Source organism: Agrobacterium vitis, assembly GCF_013337045.2.
Lineage (GTDB): Bacteria > Pseudomonadota > Alphaproteobacteria > Rhizobiales > Rhizobiaceae > Allorhizobium > Allorhizobium vitis_B.
In genome coordinates this window covers 15,554-37,102 of the sequence record NZ_CP118260.1, presented here as the reverse complement: position 1 = coordinate 37,102, position 21,549 = coordinate 15,554, and the positions used below count along the sequence as shown (strand labels likewise).

The window sequence follows — 21,549 nt, the reverse complement described above, 5'->3', positions numbered from 1 at the left end:
GACCCTCCATCATAGCTGCGAAATGATTTATAGCTCCCTACCCTAACCAGCTACCCTTGCCGCCATGACAACAGCGAAATCTTAGATGGCGTGATAAGGGACGCAGGAAATCCTCAGCGCTCTTACAGGTCAGCTATAAGATTAAAGAAGGGCTTCTTCCTAGTCCGAATGCGCCTATAGCGCCTACAGTATGATGCGGCTTTCACACGCACTATGCTGCTGCATCTTGAACCACGCGAGACTGAAAGCGAATTGCAATGATATGATTTGAGATCGCTGGGCCAAGCGGATTCCTTCGCTAATCTGGTTTACTATTTAGCACTGAGATTTTCATCGTCCTGAGAAAAAAGCGAAGCAACCACCCCGTTTTGATCGTCATCATTCTCCGTTGCCGACGGACCCGTGACTTTCCTTTCAGCAGCCTGAAGAAGATCTGCCTGACTTTGGCGCAAATCGAGATGACGGAGAATATCTGCGGCATAGACCGGATTGCTGCGAGGATCATAAAACGCGGCGACCGACACACCCATCTCCCGTCGCTGAGTTTCCAGACGAACCCGCAAGGCACGCGCTGCATCACGCGCTTCGAAAAATTGCCGCATAATATCGGCCAGTTGGTCTTCATGATCGAAACGAGCCATGGACCCACTCCTGTTTTTTTATTGGAGCAGTGCGCTGACACGATTCGCATGGCAAAGTCGAGGCAGACCTTAAAAAACTCGGGATGTTTTATCGTGGAGGAAAAGGAGCAATATGCTGGAGCTTAGAAGCCAACTGCTTATGCTCAGAAGAAAACCGCGCGTACGCACTACATTTCGCGCTTGGCTGAGTTATGCACTGCCAGGAGTAAAGAAGTGGTGAATTTTGCGCTACCAACCATTTTTTAGTTTGTGCACACGCCTAGGCCACACACCCAATGCTATGCGGAACGCCTAGAGTGAATGGCAGCCTTTGACGTCGCATCTTTTCAACTAGAACTCCCCAAGGATATCCGCTTCATTACATCGCCGAGGTCCGTTTATTTACGTTACGGCAGAAAGAAGATCACTGTTGACAGCTGTCAACGTCGTGCATTTTCTGGCGTTGACAGCTGTCAACAGCGCAAGAACCGCCGCCTTAAAAAGGCGCCTTCTGCAAGACAAAAAGCGAATGACATTCTCTAATTTCCAGAAGGTCGAAATCTCCGCTCGGGCAATAGAAGCACGCGAAGTCCAAACGTCCTTAGCAGCGCACTCGTTTAGGCGAACCATTACGCCATAGAATAAAGCCTCCCCATAAGAGCCTGTTTAAAAGGAACCCTTCACCGCTAAGAATCTCGACACACTGCAGGCAAACGAGCAAGGACCAGAAAAATTAACGGCCGCAAAATCACAAAAACTCGACCATGATATTCCAACCTGTAGCCAACAAGACCATGGGGCAGGGCAGGACAGCGAAGAGGAAACTATCCATAACGTCAGGAGCAATGAACCCACAACAAGATCGAAGCATCTCACGCGTTAAACACAAACGTCATCGCAAGAACGACGTTAAAGCCCCGGTGACAAAAACTAGCGCGCTGAGTTCTGCCCCAAACGAATAAGACGACAATAATAAAGAGAAGCACGACCTATGCGTATTTAGATCTTCGACGACCGCTAAAATGCCCACCAATATTCAACGCACCAACACTCCCGCCTCCCTAGCGACGACATACTGAAAACCAACTGACAACATCACCTTCATGTCAAAGCTCACCCTCATCAAGGCACCCCTGTTCTCCCCATAGGCTTGTTGAAAATAAACCGTGCAAGACCGAAAGCCTTCGCAAAACCTATCGGCTCGCCCCCCTTATCGCAGCACCTCTTAGCCCAGCGCACAATCTGCGCAAGCAAGACACGACGGCGAAACAGCCACAAAGGTTCTTGGCGAAGAGAGGCCGAAGCTTTCGTGGTTGGCAAATTAAACCAATACCTTCCTAGGGACACTTGCTTCAGTTTGCCCTTCGGCAAACAGAGATTGATCCCTCCTAGCCAATGAACATTTATTTTCGCGTATAGGTTGTCGATATACCTTCACTACCTAACGTAACCCCTCCTCGAAATCTACCTTTAAGTGCTCCGCAGAACGTCACTTGACGACATGTTATCGATAACATACGCTAGGTTTCTGTGACTTTGGGAGGAGTAACAATGGTCGACGAAAAACTACTGGAATTTTGTGCGATCACAAAAACCTTCGGCGGAACACGCGCCCTGTCAAACGTCTCTCTTGACCTGCGGCCAGGTGAAATCCTCGCCCTGCTCGGCGAAAACGGTGCTGGAAAATCTACCCTGATCAAGACCCTCGCAGGTATTTACAAGCCAGACACCGGTGAAATCAGATTTCGTGGAGAGACTTATAACCACCGGCCACCAAAGCCAAACCAGCGCCAGCCTGTTGCCTTCATTCATCAAGATCTCGGACTGATAGAATGGATGACCGTTGCCGAAAATGTCGGCCTTGCCCAAGGGTATTCACTACGCAACCGCCTTATCAACTGGAAACAAACCGAACAGCGGACCGCCGAAGCCCTTGCGCTCGTCGGCTGCAACTTCGATGCCTCCACACGTATCCAGAGCCTGACACGGACAGAAAAGTCATTGGTGGCTATTGCCCGTGCGCTCGCCGTCGAAGCCCACGTCCTCGTACTGGACGAGCCGACCGCCAGCCTACCGGCTGATGAGGTCGAAAAACTCTTTGCCGCGATCCGCCCATTAAAAGAACGTGGCGTGGCGATGATCTATGTCTCACATCGCCTTGATGAAATCTTCCGCATCGCCGACCGCGTCGCCGTCTTACGGGACGGACAACTGGTTGGTGAAAAGCCCGTAAACCAAACAACGCCTGACGAATTGATCAGAATGATCGTCGGGCGCAAGGCAGACCAGCTCTTCACCAAGAGCACAAGTCCTGCAGGACCCGCCATCGTCACCGTCAGAAATCTTGCCTCCCACGGGGCAGGGCCGGTCAATTTCAACATCCGCCAAGGTGAATTGCTCGGACTTGTCGGGCTGCGTGGCGCGGGTCATGAAATGGTCGGTCGCGCACTGTTCGGCGCCGAGCCCGCCTCAGGCACCGTTACGATTTCCGGCCGCCCTGTCGATCTCACCAACCCCTCAACAGCCATGGCAAGCGGGATCGGATTGATCGCCCGAGACCGAACAGAAGAGTCGGTCGCCATGTCCTTGAGCCTGCGGGAAAACACCTTCATCAATCCTGCCGCTTCGGGCCGCCGTCTCCTTTCCTTTCTGACCCCTGCCAAGGAAGCCGCGCAAGCCTATGCGATTGGCGCGAGCGTCGGCTTGCGGCCCAACGACCAGAGCCTTGCCATAGAAGCACTTTCCGGCGGCAACCAACAAAAAGTCGTGGTGGGTCGCTGGCTGGCGACAGGCCGTCGCCTGCTGGTGGCCGAAGATCCGACCGCCGGTGTCGATGTTGGCGCCAAAGCCGACATCTATCGCCTGATCGCAGAGGCCGTCGCAGGCGGATTGGCCGTTCTGGTGGTCTCCACCGATTTTGAAGAAATCGCCCATATCTGCCAGCGGGCGCTGGTATTTTCTCGCGGCCAGATCCTACGAGAATTGAGCGGGCCGGACCTAACCACAGAAGCGGTGATCGCCGCAGCCTCCGCCTCGGACGCGGCCTGAACCTGGGAGAGAACCAATGCAATCCATCGAATCCAACGCGTTGGAGCCAACGCGAGCCGAGCTTTCCGGCATGAGCACAGCGCAGAAAATCCAGCGTCTGTTACCTGTTTACGGTCTCGTCATATTGACCGTGGGGCTGATCTTGCTGTTTTCCATTCTCTTGCCGCAGACCTTTCCGACCGTTCTGAACCTACGCTCGATTATCTCCGACAAAACGATCATCGCCATCCTGTCGCTGGCAGCCATGATCCCCATGGCCGCCGGACGCATTGACCTCACCATTGGCTATGGCATCGTGCTCTGGCACGTCCTGGCCATCAGCCTGCAAACCATGTTCGGCCTGCCTTGGCCAGTCGCGGTGCTGGTCGTCATTGCGCTCGGTGCCTTTACCGGCTTTCTCAACGGCCTCCTGGTCGAAGTCGCCAAGATCGACAGCTTCATTGCTACCCTCGGCACAGGCACCGTGCTCTACGCCATCGCGCTTTGGCATACCGGCGGGCGACAGGTGGTTGGCATGTTGCCGCAAGGTTTTTACAGCCTGAATGGCACCATGGTTTTCGGCCTGCCAATTACCGGCTTCTATGTTCTGGCGCTGGCAGTGGTGATGTGGCTGGTGCTCGAATACACACCACTTGGACGATACGTCTACGCCATCGGCGCCAATCCAAAGGCCGCCGCGCTGAATGGTATTCCGGTTCGCCGCTTCGTCATCGGTGCCTTTGTCACGTCAGGCACACTTGCTGCGGTGGCTGGCGTGCTGCTCGCCTCCAAGCTGCGGATCGGCCAGGCCAGCGTTGGTTTGGAATATCTGCTCCCGGCCCTGGTTGGCGCTTTTCTTGGGTCCACTACCATCAAGCCTGGCCGCGTCAATGTCTGGGGGACGATGATCGGCGTGATTATCCTGGCCGTCGGCATTGCTGGCATCCAGCAGATTGGCGGGTCCTTCTATGTCGAGCCATTGTTTAACGGCGTCACCCTGCTGGTCGCCATCGGTATTGCTGGCTACGCCCAACGGCGGCGCAGCCTTTCAGGTCGCATGGCACCAACCAGCACGCCTCAACCCAAGCAACAATAACAGCATCCTTTTCAGTAATTTCCAGAGGGAGGAATGGACATGAAACGCAGACATATCCTGCAAGCAACCGGCGCCTTGATCCTGCTCACGGCGGGCAACGCCTGGGCCGACCCGATGGCCGAAGCCAACGCCGTGGTCGATAAATATGCCAGCAAGGTTACAACTTGGGACGGACCGAAAAGCGCCCCGAAACCGCAGCCGGGAAAAACCATCGTTGTTCTCGCCGGCGATCTGAAAAACGGTGGTATCCTCGGCGTCAGCAATGGTGTCGAGGAAGCTGCCAAGGCCATCGGCTGGAAGGTCAAGGTTCTGGATGGCGCAGGCTCGATCGGTGGGCGTACCGCAGCCTTCGGTCAGGCAATGGCCTTGAAACCGGACGCCATCATTATCGACGGTTTCGATGCTGTAGAACAGGCACCCGCGCTTGAACAGGCGAAAGTCGCCAAAATACCGCTGGTCGCCTGGCATGCAGGTCCCACCATCGGACCGGACGAAAAGAACGGCCTGTTTGCCAATATCAGCACCGATGCCATGGAAGTTTCGAAAGCTGCCGCCAACTGGGCCTATGTCGATGCCAAGGGAAAGCCGGGCGTCATCATCTTTACCGACTCGACCTATGCGATCGCCATCGCCAAAGCTGACAAAATGAAGGAAGAAATCGAGCGGCTGGGCGGCAAGGTTCTGGCCTATGTCGATACGCCGATTGCCGAAACCTCGCAGCGCATGCCACAGCTGACCACCTCGCTGTTGCAGAAATACGGCGACAGCTGGACCCATACGTTGGCCATCAACGACCTTTACTTCGATTTCATGGGACCATCGCTCGCCTCGGCAGGGAAGGGGGGAACCGATGCACCGATCAATGTCGCCGCAGGGGATGGTTCCGAATCCGCCTATCAGCGCATCCGCGCTGGTCAGTACCAGAAGGTGACGGTGGCCGAACCCTTGAACCTGCAAGGCTGGCAATTGGTGGATGAGCTGAACCGAGCCCTCAATGGCGAAAAATGGTCCGGCTACATGTCGCCACTGCATGTGGTGACTGCCGACAATGTCGAATTCGATGGCGGACCGAAAAACAGCTTCGATCCCGACAATGGCTATCGGGATGCCTATAAGAAGATCTGGGGCAAATGAGCTGATAACCCTGCCATGCGCCTTCACCGGCGCATGGCTTTACCCTCTACAGACTGCTGTCACGCAGGATCAGTTCGGGCGTGATGGTGATGTTTCCAGCCAATGGCCGCCCGTCGAGCAGATCCAGGATAAGCCGTGCTGCCTTCTCGCCGATGTCGCGGGAAAAGGCATTGATGGTGGTAATCGTCGGCACGGAAATCGCGCCGATTTCATAATTGCCAAACCCTGCAATGGCGATCCCCTCTGGCACGGCGATGCCGCGCCGCTGACATTCCGTCAAGGCGCCGAATGCCGACAGGTCCGATACGCAAATCACCGCTTCGGTATCGGGCAGCGTTTCCAGCAGCCGCGTCATGGCATTCGCGCCTTCGCGCATCGAGATCGGCGGTGGACCGGCGGCGATCAACCGCGATGCATCCAGCCCATGGCGGTTCATCGCAGCAATAAAACCATTGCGGCGATCACTACCGCGTGTGTCTCGCCCGACATCCCCGCCAATGAAGGCCAGGCGCCGATAGCCGACGGCAACGAAATGATCGACCATGGCGCAAACCGCACCGGCATTGGAAAAACCGACATAGTGACCAATCGGCTCGAAGGGCACATCCCAGGTTTCGATCACTGGAATATGGGCATTGGCCAGTAATTTGCGGGCGCGGGGCGTATGCTTGCCACCAGTCACGACGATGGCCTGCGGCTTGCGGCGGAGCAATTGCTCGATCAGCCGTTCCTCTTCCTGCATATCGTAATTGGTATAACCAAGCAGGATTTGCATCTTCCGGGTGGCGAGCGTTTCCGAGAGCCCGCCAACCGTATCGGCGAAATTGGCATTATTGATCGAGGGAATAGTAACCGCAACAAAATCGGAGCGCTGTGACCTTAGATTGGAGGCAGTGGAATCGAACACATAGCCAAGATCCTCCGCCGCCAGTAAAATGGCATCGCGGGTTTCCTTGCTGATCAGACTATCGGTCTTGAAGGCCCGCGACACCGTCATCGGCGACACTCCCGTGACGCGGGCAATATCGGCCATGGTTGGCGGTTTGCGGAAATCAGTCACCCAATGGCCCTTGCTATGGTTTTCAGCGTGTTACACTGCGTTTATAAGGTGAATAAAAGCCAGCTAAAAGCTTTTCCAACCGGCAACCCACCCCAAAAAGGAGAGGGGACCCCACGAGCCCCTTGTCAAAGGGCAAATTCGTTGGCGAGAGTCACGTGATGATGGATGCGTCCATCGAAGAACTGCGAGAGCACCGCTTCTGTTGCCGCACGGGCCTCGGCGCGAACCGGGCTGGCCAGCGCGGCCTCGACCGCCTCCAGATTCGGGTAGTTGATCGCCAGGATCATCGGAAATTCCGGCGCGCCATCATCACGGGCCTCGGCGAAGGACACTCTAACATCCATCGCCTTTGGAAACTGCTTCCATTTTGGCAAGATGGTCTCAAGAACAGCAGCGCGGAATGCCTCCGTCTGCCCTGGCTTTACCGTGCCTTCAAACAAGGCGTAACGTGTGATCATCAGGAGGTCTCCCTTTTTGCTCCGGTGAAAAATTCCATCAACATGGCCTGGTCTTCTCCACCCAGGCCCGCCGCTGTCAGCATCCGATGCACCTCGGCGCAGACTGCCGTCAGCGGCATGGCCGTATTGGTGCGCCGCGCCAGATCCTGTGCGCCGTTCAGGTCCTTGACCATATTGTCAATCCGACCCGTGCGACGATAATCCTTGGTGACATACCGTGGCATATATTCCTGGAGGATGGCGCTATCGGCCCGGCCGCCCTTCAATGCCTGCGGGATTTTCGCGGCATCGACGCCAGCGTCCAGCGCCAATTGCGTTGCCTCGGCCACGGCCAAAAAATTCAGGCCACACAGCACCTGATTGATCAGCTTGGTGGTTTGGCCTGCACCCACTGGACCCATATGCGTATAATTAGATGCGACATGCTGCAAAACCTGATGGGCATCGGCCACGTCCTGCTCTGTCCCGCCAGCCATCAACGTCAATTCACCAATCGCCGCCTTGGGTGCGCCGCCTGAAAGCGGGCTATCGACCCAGCGCAAACCCTTTTCCGCCGCATCCCCAGCCAATTGCCGCGTTGCCTCCGGGTCGATGGAGGACATGTCGATAATCAACGTCCCGGGTTTTGCGCCCTCAGTCACTCCGTCCTTGCCGAACACCGCGGCCCGAATGATATGCGGCGCATTGAGGCTGAGAATAACATAGTCCGAGCGCGATGCAGCCTCCGCCGCCGTCTTTGCAGACGTCGCGCCAAGCGCGGTCAACTCCGCCACCTTTTCAGCATTGAGGTCAAAGACCGTCAGTTGGTTGCAGGTTTCAACCAGCCTCCTGCCGATTGCGCCGCCCATGGCGCCCGCGCCGATCAGCGCCACTGTGTTGGTCATGATCATTCCTCCCCTATGGCCGAAACAATCGCCGCGACCAGACTGTCAAGCGGCTGATCGATATCGACGGTCACCGCCTGTTCATCAGCAAGCGGCGGCTCAAGCGCTGCAAATTGGCTGTCGAGCAGCGAAGCAGGCATGAAATGCCCTGGGCGCTCGGTGACCCGTCTGGCAATCACGGCATGGCTGCCAGCCAGATGGATGAAACGCACAGCACCACCAGCCTTTTCCCTGATCCTGTCGCGATACGCCCGCTTCAACGCCGAACACCCGATAATGGTCACGCCTTGTTCCCCGGCAAGGCGTGTTCCGACCGCATCCAACCACGGCGATCGATCCGCGTCGTCAAGCGGAATGCCCGCCTGCATCCGGGCAATGTTTTGCGGCGGATGCAGATCGTCGCCGTCAATATAGACTGCGCCGAGCCTTGCCGCCAATGCAGCGCCAACGGAGGATTTTCCGCAGCCGGACACGCCCATGAGTACAAGTTTCACCACGGCATTGATCCTAGAGCGAGGCGGTAATACCGCCATCGACATACAGAACATGGCCGTTGACAAAAGACGAGGCTCCAGACGCCAGGAAGATGCAAGCACCCACCAATTCCTCAACCTTGCCCCAGCGCCCGGCTGGCGTGCGCTTTTCCAGCCATGTGGAGAAATTAGGATCGGCAACCAGTGCTGCATTCAGCGGCGTATCGAAATAGCCGGGCGCGATGGCGTTGCATTGCAGCCCATATTTGGCCCAGTCCGTCGCCATGCCCTTGGTGAGATTGCCGACCGCGCCCTTGGTGGCCGTGTAAGGAGCAATCGAAGGCCGGGCCAGCGCCGTCTGCACACTGGCGATATTGATGATCTTGCCTGCGCCGCGCTTGATCATGTGCCGGGCCGCAGCCTGGCCGACATTGAAAACGCTGGAAATATTGGTGCGCAACAACCGCTCGAAAGCGTCTGCCGGAAACTCTTCCAGCGGGCCGCGAAACTGCATCCCGGCATTGTTGACGAGAATGTCGATAGGGCCTTTTTTGGCCTCGAAGCCATCGACGGCATCGCGAGACGCCTGATGATCGGTGACGTCGAAAGCCAGAATATCACAGCCATCGCCGATCAGGGCGGCGGCGGCGGCAAGTTTGGCTTCATCGCGTCCATTCACGATCACGGTTGCGCCCGCCGCCCGCAAACCTTGCGCCAGGGCAAAGCCAATGCCTTGCGAAGACCCTGTCACCAGCGCGCGGCGCCCCGTCAGATCGAAAAGACCAAGCGACATGGCATCCTCCACTTTTATCTCGACAACATTTGTTGAACCTGTTTATGTTATCGATAACATTGCCTGTCAAGTTTTTTAGACGGGTTCGCCAATGGGAGGACGAGAAAGTGGCAAAGCCGGAGATTTTGCAGGTCGGGCCTTATCCGGCCTGGGACGAAAAGCCCTTGAATGCGCAATTTTCCGTGCATCGCTATTTCGAAGCACATGACAAAGCCGCCTTTCTCACCACCGTCGGACCAAGCATCTGCGGCATTGCCACAAGGGGAGAACTCGGTGCTGACCGCGCCATGATAGACGCCTGCCCGAAGCTCGAAATCATCTCGGTCTACGGTGTTGGCTATGACGCCGTGGATCTTGAAGCTTGCCGCGCCCGTGGCATCCGCGTCACAAACACACCCGATGTGTTGACCAATGACGTTGCCGATCTGGGCGTAGCGATGATGCTATGCCAATCGCGCGGCATGATCGGCGCCGAAACCTGGGTGAAGGATGGCAGCTGGGCTGCAAAGGGTCTTTATCCGCTGAAACGTCGGGTCTGGGGCAGGCGGGCAGGGGTGCTGGGCCTTGGCCGCATCGGCTTTGAGGTCGCCAAGCGCCTCAAAGGCTTCGATATGCAGATTTCCTACAGCGATGTCGCCGCCAAGCCGTATGCCGAGGGCATGACATTCGTTGCCGATCCCGTGGAACTGGCCAGAACATCCGATTTCCTGTTTGTCACGCTGGCCGCATCCGCCGATACAAGGCATATCGTCGGGCGCGATGTGATCGAGGCGCTGGGGCCGGAGGGTATGCTGATCAACATCTCCCGTGCCACGAATATCGATGAAGCCGCCCTGCTGGACGCGCTTGAAACCGGACGGCTGGGCGCAGCCGCGCTGGATGTGTTCGAAGGCGAGCCCAGGCTCGATCCACGGTTTCTGGCCCTGGATAATGTCCTGCTCCAGCCCCACCACGCCTCCGGCACGATTGAAACCCGCCAGGCCATGGGCCAGTTGGTCCGCGATAATCTGATCGCACATTTCGCCGGTTCGGCTCTGCCAACCCCGGTTCTATGAGGATAAATCCATGAAAGCCATTGTTGCCCATGCAGCGAAAGACGTTCGCATTGAAGAGGTGGACGAGGTCGAGCCCGGTCACGGCGAGGTAAAACTGCGACTTGCCACCGGAGGCATCTGCGGCAGCGACCTGCACTATTACAATCACGGTGGATTTGGCGCGGTCCGACTGAAACAGCCGATGATCCTTGGTCATGAAGTCTCGGCCTATGTCGAGACATTGGGGGCAGGGGTCACAGGACTGGACATCGGCCAGCTCGTCGCCGTCTCACCGTCACGCCCGTGCCACACCTGCGCCTATTGCCAGGAAGGCCTGCACAATCAATGCATCAATATGCGGTTTTACGGCAGCGCCATGCCCTTCCCCCATATCCAGGGTGCGTTCCGGCAAAGCCTTGTCGCCGATGCCAGCCAATGCGTGGTAGCGGATGGACTGACAGCAGGGGAGGCGGCGATGGCCGAACCACTGGCCGTGACGTTGCACGCAACGCGCCGGGCCGGTGAAATGCTCGGCAAGCGGGTTCTGGTCACCGGTTGCGGTCCGATTGGCGTTTTGTCGATCATTGCCGCCCGGAGGGCCGGGGCAAAGGAAATCGTCGCCACCGATCTCTCGGATTTTACGCTGACACTTGCCAAAGCGGCGGGTGCTGACCGGGTGATCAACACCGCAGCCCAGCCGGACGGCCTTGCAGAATACACTGTGGGTAAAGGCACATTCGACGTGCTTTACGAATGCACCGGCGTTGCCTCGGCGCTGGCTGGCGGAATTTCCGCCATGCGTCCACGCGGTGTCATCATGCAACTCGGACTTGGTGGCGACATGACCCTGCCGATGATGGCCATTACCGCCAAGGAGCTTGACCTGCGCGGCTCATTCCGTTTCCACAGTGAATTTGCCGTCGGAGTGGAACTGATGCGCAAGGGACTGATCGACGTCAAGCCGCTGATTACCCATACGGTTCCCTTGGAGGATGCGCTTTCCGCCTTCACCATCGCGTCCGACAGAAGCAAGGCTATGAAAGCTCAGATTGCCTTTTCCTGAGGAGGCTCTGAAGGCGAGGATGCGTCAGCATGTCAGAGACTTGGTATAAAATGGCATCAGGCCGACGCAACTACCACTTCGGCTTCCTTCAGCTTGCGCTTTTCCGCATATTTCTGGGCGATCACCGCGCAAGCCATCAGCTGGATCTGATGAAACAGCATCAACGGCATGACGATGGCACCGATGCTTTGTCCGGCAAAAATCGCGCTGGCCATCGGCACGCCGGAGGCCAGGCTTTTCTTCGAGCCACAGAAGGTGATGGCGATTTCATCCTCCTTGGAAAAACCGAGCAACCGGCTGCCGAAGGTGGTGATGCTCAGGGCCAATGCCAGCAAGACGATATCGACCACCACGACCGCGCCAATATCCGCGAGTGAGAAATGCTTCCAGATCCCCTCGATGACTGCCTCGCTGAAGGCGGCATAAACCACCATCAGGATTGAGCCGCGATCAATTGGCGACAGCAAGGATTTGCGCGCCCTGACCCAATTGCCGATAAAGGGTTGCAACAGCTGCCCCACAATGAACGGAAGCAGCAATTGCACGAAGATTTGCAAGACAGCATCGAGCGAAATCCCGCCATGGCCACCGGCCGATAGCAGCAACCCGCAGAGCAGGGGGGTGAGGATCATGCCGAAAATATTCGATGCCGAGGCTGAACAGATCGCCGCCGGCACATTGCCCCCTGCCATGGAGGTAAAGGCGATAGACGATTGGACGGTCGATGGCAGGACACAGATATAAAGAATGCCAAGATAAAGCGAGGACGGCAGGAAACCCTGCACGAAAAACCCCAGTCCGAGGCCGAGCAAAGGAAAGATCACGAAGGTCACGGCCAGGATCGACAGATGCAGGCGCCAATGCAACATGCCGGCAATCACGACATCCCGCGACAGGCGGGCGCCATGCAGAAAAAACAGCGCTGCAATCGCAACTTTCGTTGCCCAGCCGAAATAAACCGCCGGCTGGCCGCTGATCGGCAAGACTGAAGCCAGAGCCACTGTACACACAAGCATCAGGGTGAATTTATCGGGTAAAAACCGCGTCATGATCGCCGCTCATCCATTCTTCACTGACAACGCGAAGGCTATGGCGCCTCTTGGCAATTGTCATATGTTAACTATTTCAAGCGTTAGGGAGTAGGCCATTCATATCGACGATGCAAACCCCACTGATGCACATCTGCCATCACTTTTCAGCGTTTCAAACAAATCCGGCCTTACATCCGGCTCGTTTTCTGAAGACGGATCAAAGGGATCAAACGCTTGAAATAGTCGCAAACACAATACCTCACCCAAGTTCAACGCAGCGTGACGGTCCCAAAAGGAACAAATGCCGTGAAGTGATGTTGATAGCAGCAACGCATAATTGCCGCATAGAAAGCGCAGGAATGCAGCAATGAAAGCAAAGCAGCAGGGTTCTTGGACCCATCGACAACGCCTCAAAAGCGATCTGCCAAAGAGACAGCAAGCCAGGCACGACGAGCAACCCGTCCAGGACCATCAGCCGAAGAGGAGCCTCATTAGGCAAGGGAAAACGTCATGCAATGCGCCGGACCGGAAACTCTAGAAAGCGGGAACACATTACCGTGACAACACAGGTTTTTGCAGATACGGACTGGCTGATCCAATGGCAACAGCATGGCACAACGGGCGAAGAAGCAATCGCCAGGTTCCTCCACCTGCCAGCCCTCGAAGTCGATGACATGATCGGCATGTGGGTCGGCCAGGAGTTAGCGACAAATCATCCCATAGATGGCCTGATGCCGCCTTTCGGTTGGCACGGCAAGAATTTCGTCTCTGCTGACGAAGGTCATCCGCTTATCATGCGCGACCGCTTCGGTTTTTATCCGTTAAACCCATTCTTCATTCCGCTGCGGCTTTTGCTTGCGTCACCCAGGTTGTTCAATAACGCGGTGGGAAGAACAGTAGTTCGTAATCTGGGACGGTTTTTTGCCTCTGGCCGGCCAAAAGCAAGACTAAGGCCCGTCGCACTGGGCGGCACTGTCAGCGCAGCGATGATCTATGACGAAAAGCCAATCATTGACCATTTCCGCCGTATTGATGACCGCCGCTGTCTCGGATTGATGGAGCATCGTGATTTCGACAGGCCATTCTTCTTTTTGTTAACCCGCGAGTGACACGCATACTTTTGCCCGCACAAGACCCGGTCGGCGTTGACAGATGTCAACCTGTCAACTTTTGGCCGAGCACCATCATGCGATAATCAGTTGTCGTTATTTCCCGTACCACCGATCGTGCTGGTCGTTGCCATTGAAACAGGGTCGCTGGCCGGAAAAGTATCTTCCAGCGCATCGTTGAGATCGCGGTCACCCTCATCCCGGCGGGCTTGGTCGGCGTGGCGTGTACCTCCCTCAACAACTTCTTTCGTGCTGATTTCCTCCAGCAACGACCTGGCTGCTTCCGGCGCATTTTCGCGCGTCAGAGGCCGGTCCTCGCTTTGTTTCAGCTGTACGGACACCACATCACCACTGTCGGAAACGAATTCGACATTATATCCGGACCGTCCGCCCTTTTCAGGATGTACCAAGGTGCCAATCAATTCCATTGTCTTCTCCTTTGACCCACTGTCTTCTCTTCGCGTTTGACGCTCGGGTCGAAAACAGATGGGCAAGGGTTATTGTTCCTGAAAAAGCGATAGATCCTTATCTGCCAAGGGTGTTGAGCGACGGTGCGATTATTGCGTTCTGCCTATCCGCAAGTCAGCGATGAAAATTTCACTAAACGACCGCTATTTGGGGAACAGAAACGGCAGATTTCACGTTAGAGGGGTGGTCAATGGGAGATAGACGATGAAGCCATCCGACAAAGAGTGGATCGAAAAGCGAGCCTATAGCCTTTGGGAAGAAGAGGGCAAGCCGCACGGGAAAGACGACGTCCATTGGCAACAGGCCCATCGCGAATTTCACGACCTTTCGCAATCCGCGCAAAAGGCCAAGGCAGGCGCGCTCAAGCGCGCGAGCCAAGCCGCCAAAACGCAGACTGCCAAGGCTCCAACGACCAAAACGCTGGCCGCCAAGACCAGACAGAGCCCAGAAGCTGAGATGGCCGATGTGCCGCAAGATCCAAAACCTGCCGCAGCGACGAAACGCAAGCGAAAGATAATCTGATGGCACCTGTTTTTTCAGACCGACAGGACACGGCGATCGCTGCGGCTGGAATCCGCTGCCTTCCGCAACGCATGCAGAAAGGCAATGTCATCGATCAGAGTCTGCGCTCGCTTTCCGTCACATCGGAAATTTTTCCACTCGTTAAAACTGGCGGTCTCGGCGATGTCACGGGCGCTCTGCCAAAGGCGCTCGCCAATTTCGGTGTCGCCACCCGGACGTTGATTCCAGGCTATAGCAATGTCCGCAGATTGATCCGGGACCAGCCGCCGCTTTTGGTGTTCGAAGATCTCCTTGGCGAATCCGCCGCGCTTTACGCCGCCAGCATCCACGGCCTCGACCTTTTCATACTCGATGCGCCGCAATTGTTCGACCGGCCGGGTGGCCCTTATGTGGACGAGAACGGCCTTGACCATCATGACAATTGGAAGCGATTTGCGGTCCTGTCTCTGGCAGCAGCCGAAATTGCCGCCGGTAGCCTGCCAGGCTGGGTTCCCGATGTCGTTCACACCCATGACTGGCAAACCGCTCTCACCTCCGTCTACCTGCGGCACATGGATTGCACGACGCCTGTGGTTTTGACCATTCACAATCTGGCATTCCAGGGCCAGTTCAACGCCGCCCTGCTGCCCTTGATTGGACTGCCGCCAAGCGTGATGTCAACGGACTGCATGGAGTATTATGGCGATATCAGCTATCTGAAGGGTGGTCTGATGACGTCAAGCATGATCACCGCCGTCAGCCCGACTTATGCCCGGGAAATCCTTTCGCCGCGCTTTGGCATGGGCCTTGAAGGCGTTCTCAAGCAGCGCAAGGACAAGCTGCGCGGTATCGTCAATGGGATCGATCCGGAAATCTGGAACCCGGCCACCGATCCGCATCTGTTCTCCCGCTTTGACCAGAAAACGATCGGCCTCAAGCGATTGAACAAGGTGGACTTGCAAAACCAGTTTGGCCTCGACAACGATGATGGTCCGCTCTTTGCCGCCATTACCCGTATCACATGGCAAAAAGGCATGGATATGCTGGCAGAAGCCGCCAGCGAGATCATTGATGGTGGCGGTAAGCTGATCGTGCTCGGGCAGGGGGATCGTGCGCTGGAACAGGCGCTGATCGAGACGGCACAGCGCTTTCCTGGCCGCATGGCAGTCAAGATCGGCTATGATGAGGAAACCGCGCATCGCATTCACGGTGGTGCCGATTCCATCATTCAACCATCGCGTTTCGAACCCTGCGGCCTGACCCAGCTTTATGCTCTGCGCTATGGCTGTGTGCCGGTGGTGTCACGTACTGGAGGGCTGGCGGAAACCATTATCGATGCCAATGACGCAGCAATGTCTGCGAAGGCGGCAACCGGTTTCCAGTTCGACCAGATCACCACCGACGGTCTGCGCCACGCGCTTCGTCGGGCGTTGGACGCCTATGCCGTACCCCGCCATTGGCGGCGGTTGCAGCTTCAGGCCATGCGGGCACATTACAGCTGGGAGCGCAGCGCCGAACAATATGCCGCCCTTTATAATGCCGTCACTCATCGCCGTATCCCGGCGCGGACCAAGCCGGCTCGGAGCCTGCATTCATGACGGACGCAACGCCGGAAACCATGCGGGGGCGTATCAACGCCCACCGCGAATTGCTGATTTCACTTCTGACGGCAAGCCTGCAAGGACCTGAGGCATTCAAGGATCTGATCCGTAGTCTCGAACAGGAAAGCCACCTCAGCGACGGCCAGGAAGATCCCGGCGCGGTTCCAAACCGCGCGCTTTCCGAAGCTGCTGCCAAGGCGCGCGAAACCCGCGATATTCTTCAGGCAGCCAAGGCCCGCGCGGCAGACACACGCACAGAACCGCTCTCCTGAATCAGAAGAGCAGGCCTTCCGGATGGCTAACTTTCCATCACAAAATCGACTTGCCTGGTAAAACAGCGGATAAAAGCTTGCCGCTGAGCGCCAAGCTTTTATGGTTGGCGGGTGTTTATTGTCAAAGGTGCCCCCATGACCGTTTCCCCCAATTCATCCGCCGCACTTTGGTCGATCATCGATACCAAGACGCCTGTCTTTATCGCCTTGAGCGACCGGATCTGGGGCATGCCGGAAACCTGCTATATGGAAGAATCGTCCGTCGCAGAGCATGTCGCCATGCTGAAGGCCGAAGGATTTCGTGTCAGCGAACAATTAGCCGGCATACCCACCGCCGTGATGGGCGAAGCAGGGGAGGGCGGTCCCATCATTGCGTTTCTCGGCGAATATGATGCCCTGTCCGGCCTGAGCCAAGAAGCAGGCGTCGCTGAACATAAGCCAATTGCCGCAGGTGGTAACGGCCATGGCTGCGGCCACAACCTGCTCGGCTCCGCAGCTCTCTTGGCCGCTGCTGCCCTGAAAGACTGGCTGAAGGAAAAGGGCTTGCCCGGACGGGTGCGCTATTATGGTTGCCCGGCCGAAGAGGGTGGAGCCGCCAAGGCCTTTATGGTCAGGACAGGGGCGTTCGAAGGTGTCGATATCGCCATCAGTTGGCATCCAAACTCCTTCGCTGGCGTGCAGCGCACCACCTCGCTTGCCAATTCCCGTGTTGATTTCACTTTCCGGGGGAGGGCGGCTCATGCCGGATCAAACCCCGATCTGGGGCGTAGCGCTCTCGATGCGGTGGAACTGATGAGCGTCGGCGTCAATTATATGCGCGAACATATGCCGTCCGATTGTCGCGTACACGCCGCTATTCTGGATGCAGGCGGCATTTCACCCAATGTCGTCCAGGCCCATGCCAAGGTTCGCTATCTGATCCGCGCCCCGGAACTGCAAGGCATGAAGACCCTTGTGGAACGGGTCAAGAAAATTGGCGAGGGCGCGGCATTGATGACCGAAACCCGGCTGGAAACACAGGTGATCAGCGCCGTTTCCAACGTGCTGACCAATGGTCCGCTGATGGCGGCCATGCAGGAGGCATGGGAAGAACTCGGCCCACCACCTTTCGATGCGGCGGACCGGGCTTTTGCAGAAACAATCCGCGCCGTCTTGACGCCGGAAGAAAAGTCGGCGCCCTGGCGCTTCGAGGGCCTGCCGGAGCGCGATATCCCGCTTGCCGATTTCATCCTGCCCGCCCATGACCGCACGCCGCTATTGACCGGATCAACCGATGTCGGCGATGTCAGCTGGGTGGTGCCAACCGTCCAGGCCGATGGGCCAACCTGCGCCATCGGCACACCGTTCCATACCTGGCAATTGGTGACGCAGGGGAAAAGTCCGCTGGCGCACAAGGGCATGGTGGCCGCGGCAAAGGTCATGGCCGCCACAGGCCGCGCCGCCTTCGAAAGCGAACAGTTACGCGAAGCCGCACTTGCCGATCTCGTCGCCCGTCGCAAGGGCCAGCCCTATCAAAGCCCCTTGCCCGCCGACGCCGAACCGCCAATCGTTGAAATGGGTGGCCGTAAGTAAGAGGCCGTATCCAGATCTCTTTCATCAGCCTACCTCCTTAAAGCTTTCTCGGATTTGTTCGGCGTAGCCCCCCCAGCCACCCGGACAAATTCCTAGTCTATTGCTTGACCCAGTTTGGGTAACGTTATAACGACACATCATATCGATATAGTTTGAAAACGGACTTGTGCGGAACCGCAACCCATGTCAGTGATAGATCCAAATGGTGCTGTGGCCTTGCAAAGAAGGCTGCGGCTGAAAAGGGAATACGGTGAGGCTTACCCAAAAGGGACCGAAACCGTGGCTGCCCCCGCAACTGTGAGCGGCGAGTGGGCCTGCACGATGCCACTGGCGATAAGCCGGGAAGGCGCAGGCCAACAGCGACCCGCAAGCCAGGAGACCTGCCATTTAGATGTTCAACCGCAACGGACGGGGTGTTCCGATGGCAGCGATAAAACTTCAGGTCCGCCGAGAGGCGTGGCCATTCGTTCCTTTTTCAGACGATCCGGCCCGAAGCGGGTCACGTCTGATGTCCGGTTTAGCGATGCAGGCTCCTGCATGAGCTGTGACGGTCATGGTGCCTCACTTGAGGTGAGGGGGCTCAGCTATGGGCCAACTGGCGCGCGATCCCTGATAAAAAACGTAGATTTTACGCTTGCCGCTGGTGAGCGTCTGGCCATTATCGGCCCGAATGGCGCTGGCAAGACATCCCTGCTGCGCTGCCTTTATCGTGCCGTGCGCCCCAGTGAGGGCAGGGTGCTGCTCGACGGGCAGGATCTATGGACAATCGATCCGCGGACGGTCGCTCGCCGGATCGCCGTCGTGGTCCAGGAAATGCCAGCAGATTTTCCTTTCACCGTCGAAGATATCGTCATGATGGGCCGAATTCCCTGGCAGAAAAGCGCATGGAAAAGGTCGCAGGGTACCGGAGACGACAAAGCCAGAGCGCTGCATGCCATGGATCACCTCCATGTCACCGATCTGGCGCGACGTGGTTTTGCAACTTTGTCAGGCGGCGAAAAGCAACGCGTTCTCGTCGCAAGGGCGCTGGCGCAAGACCCGCAATTGCTCATTCTGGATGAGCCATCCAACCATCTCGATATTCGCAACCAATTGGAAATTCTCGATCTGCTGCGTGGTCTCGGCATTACCATCGTCACCACACTGCATGACATCAATCTTGCCGCAGGCTTTGCCACAAGAGCAATCATCCTGAAGGACGGACAGATGATTGCCGAGGGCTGTCCGCGCGATGTGCTGACCGCAGACCATCTGTCCGCAGCCTTCACCGTTCAAACTCATGTCCACAGCCTGGATGGCGGCGCCACCCGCAATTTTTCCTTCGCGCTCAGTGCCTGATCTGCAACCCATTGGACCATTTATGAAAAACGCTCTTCTCACTTTCGCGCTCTCAACCTTTCTTGCAGCAGTCAACCTCACCGCAGCCGCAGCGGAACCCGTGACCGTCAAGAGCTGTAACCGTGAGGTTACCTTTGATACAGCCCCGCAACGCGCCGTTTCCAATGACGTCAACCTGACCGAAATGATGCTGGCGCTGAAATTACAGGACCATATGGTCGGCTATACTGGGGTCTCCGGCTGGAAGACGCTGGACGAAAAATTGCGCGACGGCGTCAGCCAATTGCCGGAACTATCGCCGAAATATCCGAGCAAGGAAGTCCTGCTCAATGCCAATGCGGATTTCTATTTCGCCGGCTGGAATTATGGCATGAAGGTCGGCGGCGAGGTGACGCCAGACACCCTCAGCCCATTGGGCATCAAGGTCTATGAACTGACCGAAAGCTGCATTCACATCATGGCCAAGGCCAAGCCAACCATGGACGATATGTTCATTGACCTCATCAATTTGGGCCGGATATTCCGGGTCGAAGACAGGGCAGACGCATTGGTTGCAGGCTATCGCCAGCAATTGGCGAAAATCCAGGCCAAAATCAGTCAAGCCGACAAGCCAGCAACCGTTTTTGTCTATGATTCCGGTGAACAGAAGCCGTTCACATCAGGCCGCTTCGGCATTCCGACCGCGATGATCGAAGCTGCTGGCGGCGTCAATATCATGGATGACGTGCAGAAAAGCTGGACGGAAGTGTCATGGGAACCGGTGATCGAGCGGAATCCGCAGGTGATTATCATCGTCAACTATGGCGAGGTGACCGCGCAGCAGAAGATCGATTATATGAAGCATAACCCTGCCTTCCAGAATATCGACGCCGTGAAAAATGATCGTTTCGTTGTGCTTGACTATGTCGAGGCAACGCCGGGACCGCGCAATATCGATGCCATCGCCCGGCTGGCCCAAGCCTTTCATCCGCAAAGTCTGTAAGTCTTGACTTTCATTAGACGTATATGTGTGCCGATCCTGCTGGTACTGACGATCCTTATCGTCGTCAGTGCCGGTATTTCACTGGGCGCTGCTCCCATTCCTGTTGCCACCGTCTGGAAGATCCTTGCCAATCATCTGGTCCCGGGCAGTTTTACGGTGGATTGGCCAGCGGGGCGAGTGAGCATCGTCTGGGATGTTCGATTTCCACGCGTGCTACTCGGTGGACTTGTCGGGGCTGGGCTGGCGCTAACCGGGGCGGTGCTACAACCAGCGACCCGCAATCCACTCGCCGATCCGCATCTGCTCGGCGTCTCCTCCGGCGCTGCCTTCGGTGCAATCCTCGCTTTGCTGCATACCGGCATGGTCTTCGGACTGCTGACCGTACCGCTTTTCGCATTTGGCGGGGCGCTGCTCGCCACCGCCACGGTGGGACTGGTAGCCGGATTGACCCGCAGCCTTCAGGCCGACCGGCTGGTGCTGTCGGGCGTGATTGTCGGGTTTTTCTTTACCGGGCTCGGCAATCTCCTGGTCTTTCTCGGAGATCCCCGCGCCACCCAAACCGTGACCTTCTGGATGCTGGGTGGGCTCGGCCTTGCCCAATGGCAGCATCTGATTTACCCCGCCGCCGTGCTCGCCGGTGGACTTTGCTATCTCCTGCCCAATGCGCGCTTGCTGAATGCCTTGGCCATGGGCGATGAGACGGCGGCGACCCTGGGCGTACCCGTCGCTCGGTTTCGCCTGACGCTGTTTGTGATCTCGGCCCTGATAACAGGGACAATGGTCGCTTTTTCAGGTGCCATCGGCTTTGTCGGCCTGATGGTTCCCCATATGGTGCGAGCACTGGCAGGATCAGACAATGTCCGCGTCCTGCCGCTCTCGGCGCTGACGGGCGCATTGGTGCTGATCCTCGCCGATCTCGTGGCAAGACTGGCCGTTGCACCGGAGGACATGCCGATTGGCATCGTCACAGGTCTCGCCGGATGCCTTGCCTTTCTCTGGATCATGCGCAAGGCCCGACCCGGGGTGTAGACGG

21 protein-coding genes and 1 riboswitch are annotated in these 21,549 nt (G+C 57.0%); of the genes, 13 read left to right on the top strand and 8 right to left on the bottom strand.

The window, feature by feature from the left end:
* Positions 1-311: 311 nt before the first annotated feature.
* The gene (locus G6L01_RS18175; RefSeq protein ID WP_070163391.1) at positions 312-641 is read right to left on the bottom strand and encodes a hypothetical protein; all 330 of its coding nucleotides are present in this window, start codon (positions 639-641) and stop codon (positions 312-314) included.
* Positions 642-2,171: 1,530 nt separating this feature from the next.
* On the opposite strand from G6L01_RS18175, the gene G6L01_RS18170 reads away from it, so the two are divergent.
* From G6L01_RS18170 to G6L01_RS18160, 3 genes are read left to right on the top strand one after another with little or no spacing between them, the layout of a single operon-like run.
* Positions 2,172-3,668, top strand: coding sequence for a sugar ABC transporter ATP-binding protein (locus G6L01_RS18170; RefSeq protein ID WP_070163390.1), 1,497 nt, complete (start codon positions 2,172-2,174; stop codon positions 3,666-3,668).
* 16 nt (positions 3,669-3,684) lie between these two features.
* On the top strand, positions 3,685-4,743 hold the full coding sequence (locus G6L01_RS18165; protein ID WP_070163389.1) for an ABC transporter permease: 1,059 nt from the start codon (positions 3,685-3,687) through the stop codon (positions 4,741-4,743).
* A gap of 39 nt (positions 4,744-4,782) precedes the next feature.
* The gene (locus G6L01_RS18160; protein WP_070163388.1) at positions 4,783-5,877 is read left to right on the top strand and encodes an ABC transporter substrate-binding protein; all 1,095 of its coding nucleotides are present in this window, start codon (positions 4,783-4,785) and stop codon (positions 5,875-5,877) included.
* A gap of 46 nt (positions 5,878-5,923) precedes the next feature.
* Here the strand turns inward: G6L01_RS18160 and G6L01_RS18155 are convergent, their stop codons facing one another.
* From G6L01_RS18155 to G6L01_RS18135, 5 genes are all read right to left on the bottom strand, one after another.
* The gene (locus G6L01_RS18155; protein WP_070163512.1) at positions 5,924-6,910 is read right to left on the bottom strand and encodes a LacI family DNA-binding transcriptional regulator; all 987 of its coding nucleotides are present in this window, start codon (positions 6,908-6,910) and stop codon (positions 5,924-5,926) included.
* Positions 6,911-7,062: 152 nt separating this feature from the next.
* Positions 7,063-7,395, bottom strand: a complete 333-nt coding sequence (locus G6L01_RS18150; RefSeq protein ID WP_070163387.1) for a hypothetical protein — start codon at positions 7,393-7,395, stop codon at positions 7,063-7,065.
* Positions 7,395-8,279, bottom strand: a complete 885-nt coding sequence (locus tag G6L01_RS18145) for an NAD(P)-dependent oxidoreductase (protein WP_070163511.1) — start codon at positions 8,277-8,279, stop codon at positions 7,395-7,397. Before G6L01_RS18145 ends, G6L01_RS18150 begins: the two co-directional genes overlap by 1 nt.
* 2 nt (positions 8,280-8,281) lie before the next feature.
* Positions 8,282-8,818: a gluconokinase gene (locus G6L01_RS18140; RefSeq protein ID WP_070163386.1), complete on the bottom strand. Its 537-nt coding sequence runs from the start codon at positions 8,816-8,818 to the stop codon at positions 8,282-8,284.
* A complete protein-coding gene (locus G6L01_RS18135) occupies positions 8,787-9,545 on the bottom strand; it encodes an SDR family oxidoreductase (RefSeq protein WP_070163385.1) in 759 nt (252 codons plus the stop codon). The genes G6L01_RS18140 and G6L01_RS18135 overlap by 32 nt, the downstream gene beginning before the upstream one ends.
* Before the next feature lie 107 nt (positions 9,546-9,652).
* On the opposite strand from G6L01_RS18135, the gene G6L01_RS18130 reads away from it, so the two are divergent.
* Positions 9,653-10,600, top strand: a complete 948-nt coding sequence (locus G6L01_RS18130; protein ID WP_070163384.1) for a 2-hydroxyacid dehydrogenase — start codon at positions 9,653-9,655, stop codon at positions 10,598-10,600.
* 10 nt (positions 10,601-10,610) lie between these two features.
* Positions 10,611-11,642: an L-idonate 5-dehydrogenase gene (locus tag G6L01_RS18125; RefSeq protein WP_070163383.1), complete on the top strand. Its 1,032-nt coding sequence runs from the start codon at positions 10,611-10,613 to the stop codon at positions 11,640-11,642.
* A gap of 56 nt (positions 11,643-11,698) precedes the next feature.
* On the opposite strand, the gene G6L01_RS18120 is transcribed toward G6L01_RS18125, so the two are convergent.
* On the bottom strand, positions 11,699-12,691 hold the full coding sequence (locus G6L01_RS18120; protein WP_070163382.1) for a bile acid:sodium symporter family protein: 993 nt from the start codon (positions 12,689-12,691) through the stop codon (positions 11,699-11,701).
* 539 nt (positions 12,692-13,230) lie between these two features.
* Here G6L01_RS18120 and G6L01_RS18115 point away from each other — a divergent pair.
* Positions 13,231-13,782 carry a DUF4334 domain-containing protein gene (locus G6L01_RS18115; RefSeq protein WP_070163510.1) on the top strand — a complete coding sequence of 184 codons (552 nt, stop codon included), beginning with the start codon at positions 13,231-13,233 and terminating at the stop codon, positions 13,780-13,782.
* Between the two features lie 86 nt (positions 13,783-13,868).
* Here G6L01_RS18115 and G6L01_RS18110 read toward each other — a convergent pair whose 3' ends face one another.
* Positions 13,869-14,210 carry a hypothetical protein gene (locus G6L01_RS18110; RefSeq protein ID WP_070163381.1) on the bottom strand — a complete coding sequence of 114 codons (342 nt, stop codon included), beginning with the start codon at positions 14,208-14,210 and terminating at the stop codon, positions 13,869-13,871.
* 244 nt (positions 14,211-14,454) lie between these two features.
* Between G6L01_RS18110 and G6L01_RS18105 the strand changes: the two genes are divergently transcribed.
* The 7 genes from G6L01_RS18105 to G6L01_RS18075 all read left to right on the top strand — a co-directional run bounded on the left by G6L01_RS18105 (position 14,455) and on the right by G6L01_RS18075 (position 21,545).
* A complete protein-coding gene (locus G6L01_RS18105; RefSeq protein ID WP_070163380.1) occupies positions 14,455-14,772 on the top strand; it encodes a DUF2934 domain-containing protein in 318 nt (105 codons plus the stop codon).
* A 101-nt stretch (positions 14,773-14,873) separates the two neighbouring features.
* Complete coding sequence (gene glgA / locus G6L01_RS18100; protein WP_070163509.1) at positions 14,874-16,349, top strand: glycogen synthase GlgA; 1,476 nt, start codon at positions 14,874-14,876, stop codon at positions 16,347-16,349.
* Positions 16,346-16,624, top strand: a complete 279-nt coding sequence (locus G6L01_RS18095; protein ID WP_070163379.1) for a hypothetical protein — start codon at positions 16,346-16,348, stop codon at positions 16,622-16,624. The genes glgA and G6L01_RS18095 overlap by 4 nt, the downstream gene beginning before the upstream one ends.
* A gap of 135 nt (positions 16,625-16,759) precedes the next feature.
* Positions 16,760-18,196, top strand: a complete 1,437-nt coding sequence (locus G6L01_RS18090) for an amidohydrolase (RefSeq protein ID WP_070163378.1) — start codon at positions 16,760-16,762, stop codon at positions 18,194-18,196.
* Positions 18,197-18,382: 186 nt separating this feature from the next.
* A riboswitch (cobalamin riboswitch) is annotated at positions 18,383-18,598 on the top strand.
* Between the two features lie 135 nt (positions 18,599-18,733).
* Positions 18,734-19,534 carry an ABC transporter ATP-binding protein gene (locus G6L01_RS18085; protein WP_070163377.1) on the top strand — a complete coding sequence of 267 codons (801 nt, stop codon included), beginning with the start codon at positions 18,734-18,736 and terminating at the stop codon, positions 19,532-19,534.
* A 22-nt stretch (positions 19,535-19,556) separates the two neighbouring features.
* Positions 19,557-20,516: an ABC transporter substrate-binding protein gene (locus G6L01_RS18080; protein ID WP_070163376.1), complete on the top strand. Its 960-nt coding sequence runs from the start codon at positions 19,557-19,559 to the stop codon at positions 20,514-20,516.
* 27 nt (positions 20,517-20,543) lie between these two features.
* Entirely contained in the window at positions 20,544-21,545 is a 1,002-nt protein-coding gene (locus tag G6L01_RS18075; protein WP_337692710.1) for a FecCD family ABC transporter permease, read from the top strand.
* The last annotated feature ends 4 nt before the right edge of the window (positions 21,546-21,549 follow it).

Bases quoted from the DNA above. Each gene is read 5' to 3' on its own strand.
- G6L01_RS18095 (WP_070163379.1), top strand. From the start codon at position 16,346: ATGACGGACGCAACGCCGGAAACCATGCGGGGGCGTATCAACGCCCAC.
- G6L01_RS18140 (WP_070163386.1), bottom strand. From the start codon at position 8,818: ATGTCGATGGCGGTATTACCGCCTCGCTCTAGGATCAATGCCGTGGTG.
- G6L01_RS18150 (WP_070163387.1), bottom strand. From the start codon at position 7,395: ATGATCACACGTTACGCCTTGTTTGAAGGCACGGTAAAGCCAGGGCAG.
- G6L01_RS18160 (WP_070163388.1), top strand. From the start codon at position 4,783: ATGAAACGCAGACATATCCTGCAAGCAACCGGCGCCTTGATCCTGCTC.
- G6L01_RS18155 (WP_070163512.1), bottom strand. From the start codon at position 6,910: ATGGCCGATATTGCCCGCGTCACGGGAGTGTCGCCGATGACGGTGTCG.
- G6L01_RS18135 (WP_070163385.1), bottom strand. From the start codon at position 9,545: ATGTCGCTTGGTCTTTTCGATCTGACGGGGCGCCGCGCGCTGGTGACA.
- G6L01_RS18165 (WP_070163389.1), top strand. From the start codon at position 3,685: ATGCAATCCATCGAATCCAACGCGTTGGAGCCAACGCGAGCCGAGCTT.
- G6L01_RS18175 (WP_070163391.1), bottom strand. From the start codon at position 641: ATGGCTCGTTTCGATCATGAAGACCAACTGGCCGATATTATGCGGCAA.
- G6L01_RS18145 (WP_070163511.1), bottom strand. From the start codon at position 8,279: ATGACCAACACAGTGGCGCTGATCGGCGCGGGCGCCATGGGCGGCGCA.
- G6L01_RS18085 (WP_070163377.1), top strand. From the start codon at position 18,734: ATGAGCTGTGACGGTCATGGTGCCTCACTTGAGGTGAGGGGGCTCAGC.
- G6L01_RS18080 (WP_070163376.1), top strand. From the start codon at position 19,557: ATGAAAAACGCTCTTCTCACTTTCGCGCTCTCAACCTTTCTTGCAGCA.
- G6L01_RS18120 (WP_070163382.1), bottom strand. From the start codon at position 12,691: ATGACGCGGTTTTTACCCGATAAATTCACCCTGATGCTTGTGTGTACA.
- G6L01_RS18110 (WP_070163381.1), bottom strand. From the start codon at position 14,210: ATGGAATTGATTGGCACCTTGGTACATCCTGAAAAGGGCGGACGGTCC.
- G6L01_RS18105 (WP_070163380.1), top strand. From the start codon at position 14,455: ATGAAGCCATCCGACAAAGAGTGGATCGAAAAGCGAGCCTATAGCCTT.
- G6L01_RS18090 (WP_070163378.1), top strand. From the start codon at position 16,760: ATGACCGTTTCCCCCAATTCATCCGCCGCACTTTGGTCGATCATCGAT.
- G6L01_RS18125 (WP_070163383.1), top strand. From the start codon at position 10,611: ATGAAAGCCATTGTTGCCCATGCAGCGAAAGACGTTCGCATTGAAGAG.
- G6L01_RS18170 (WP_070163390.1), top strand. From the start codon at position 2,172: ATGGTCGACGAAAAACTACTGGAATTTTGTGCGATCACAAAAACCTTC.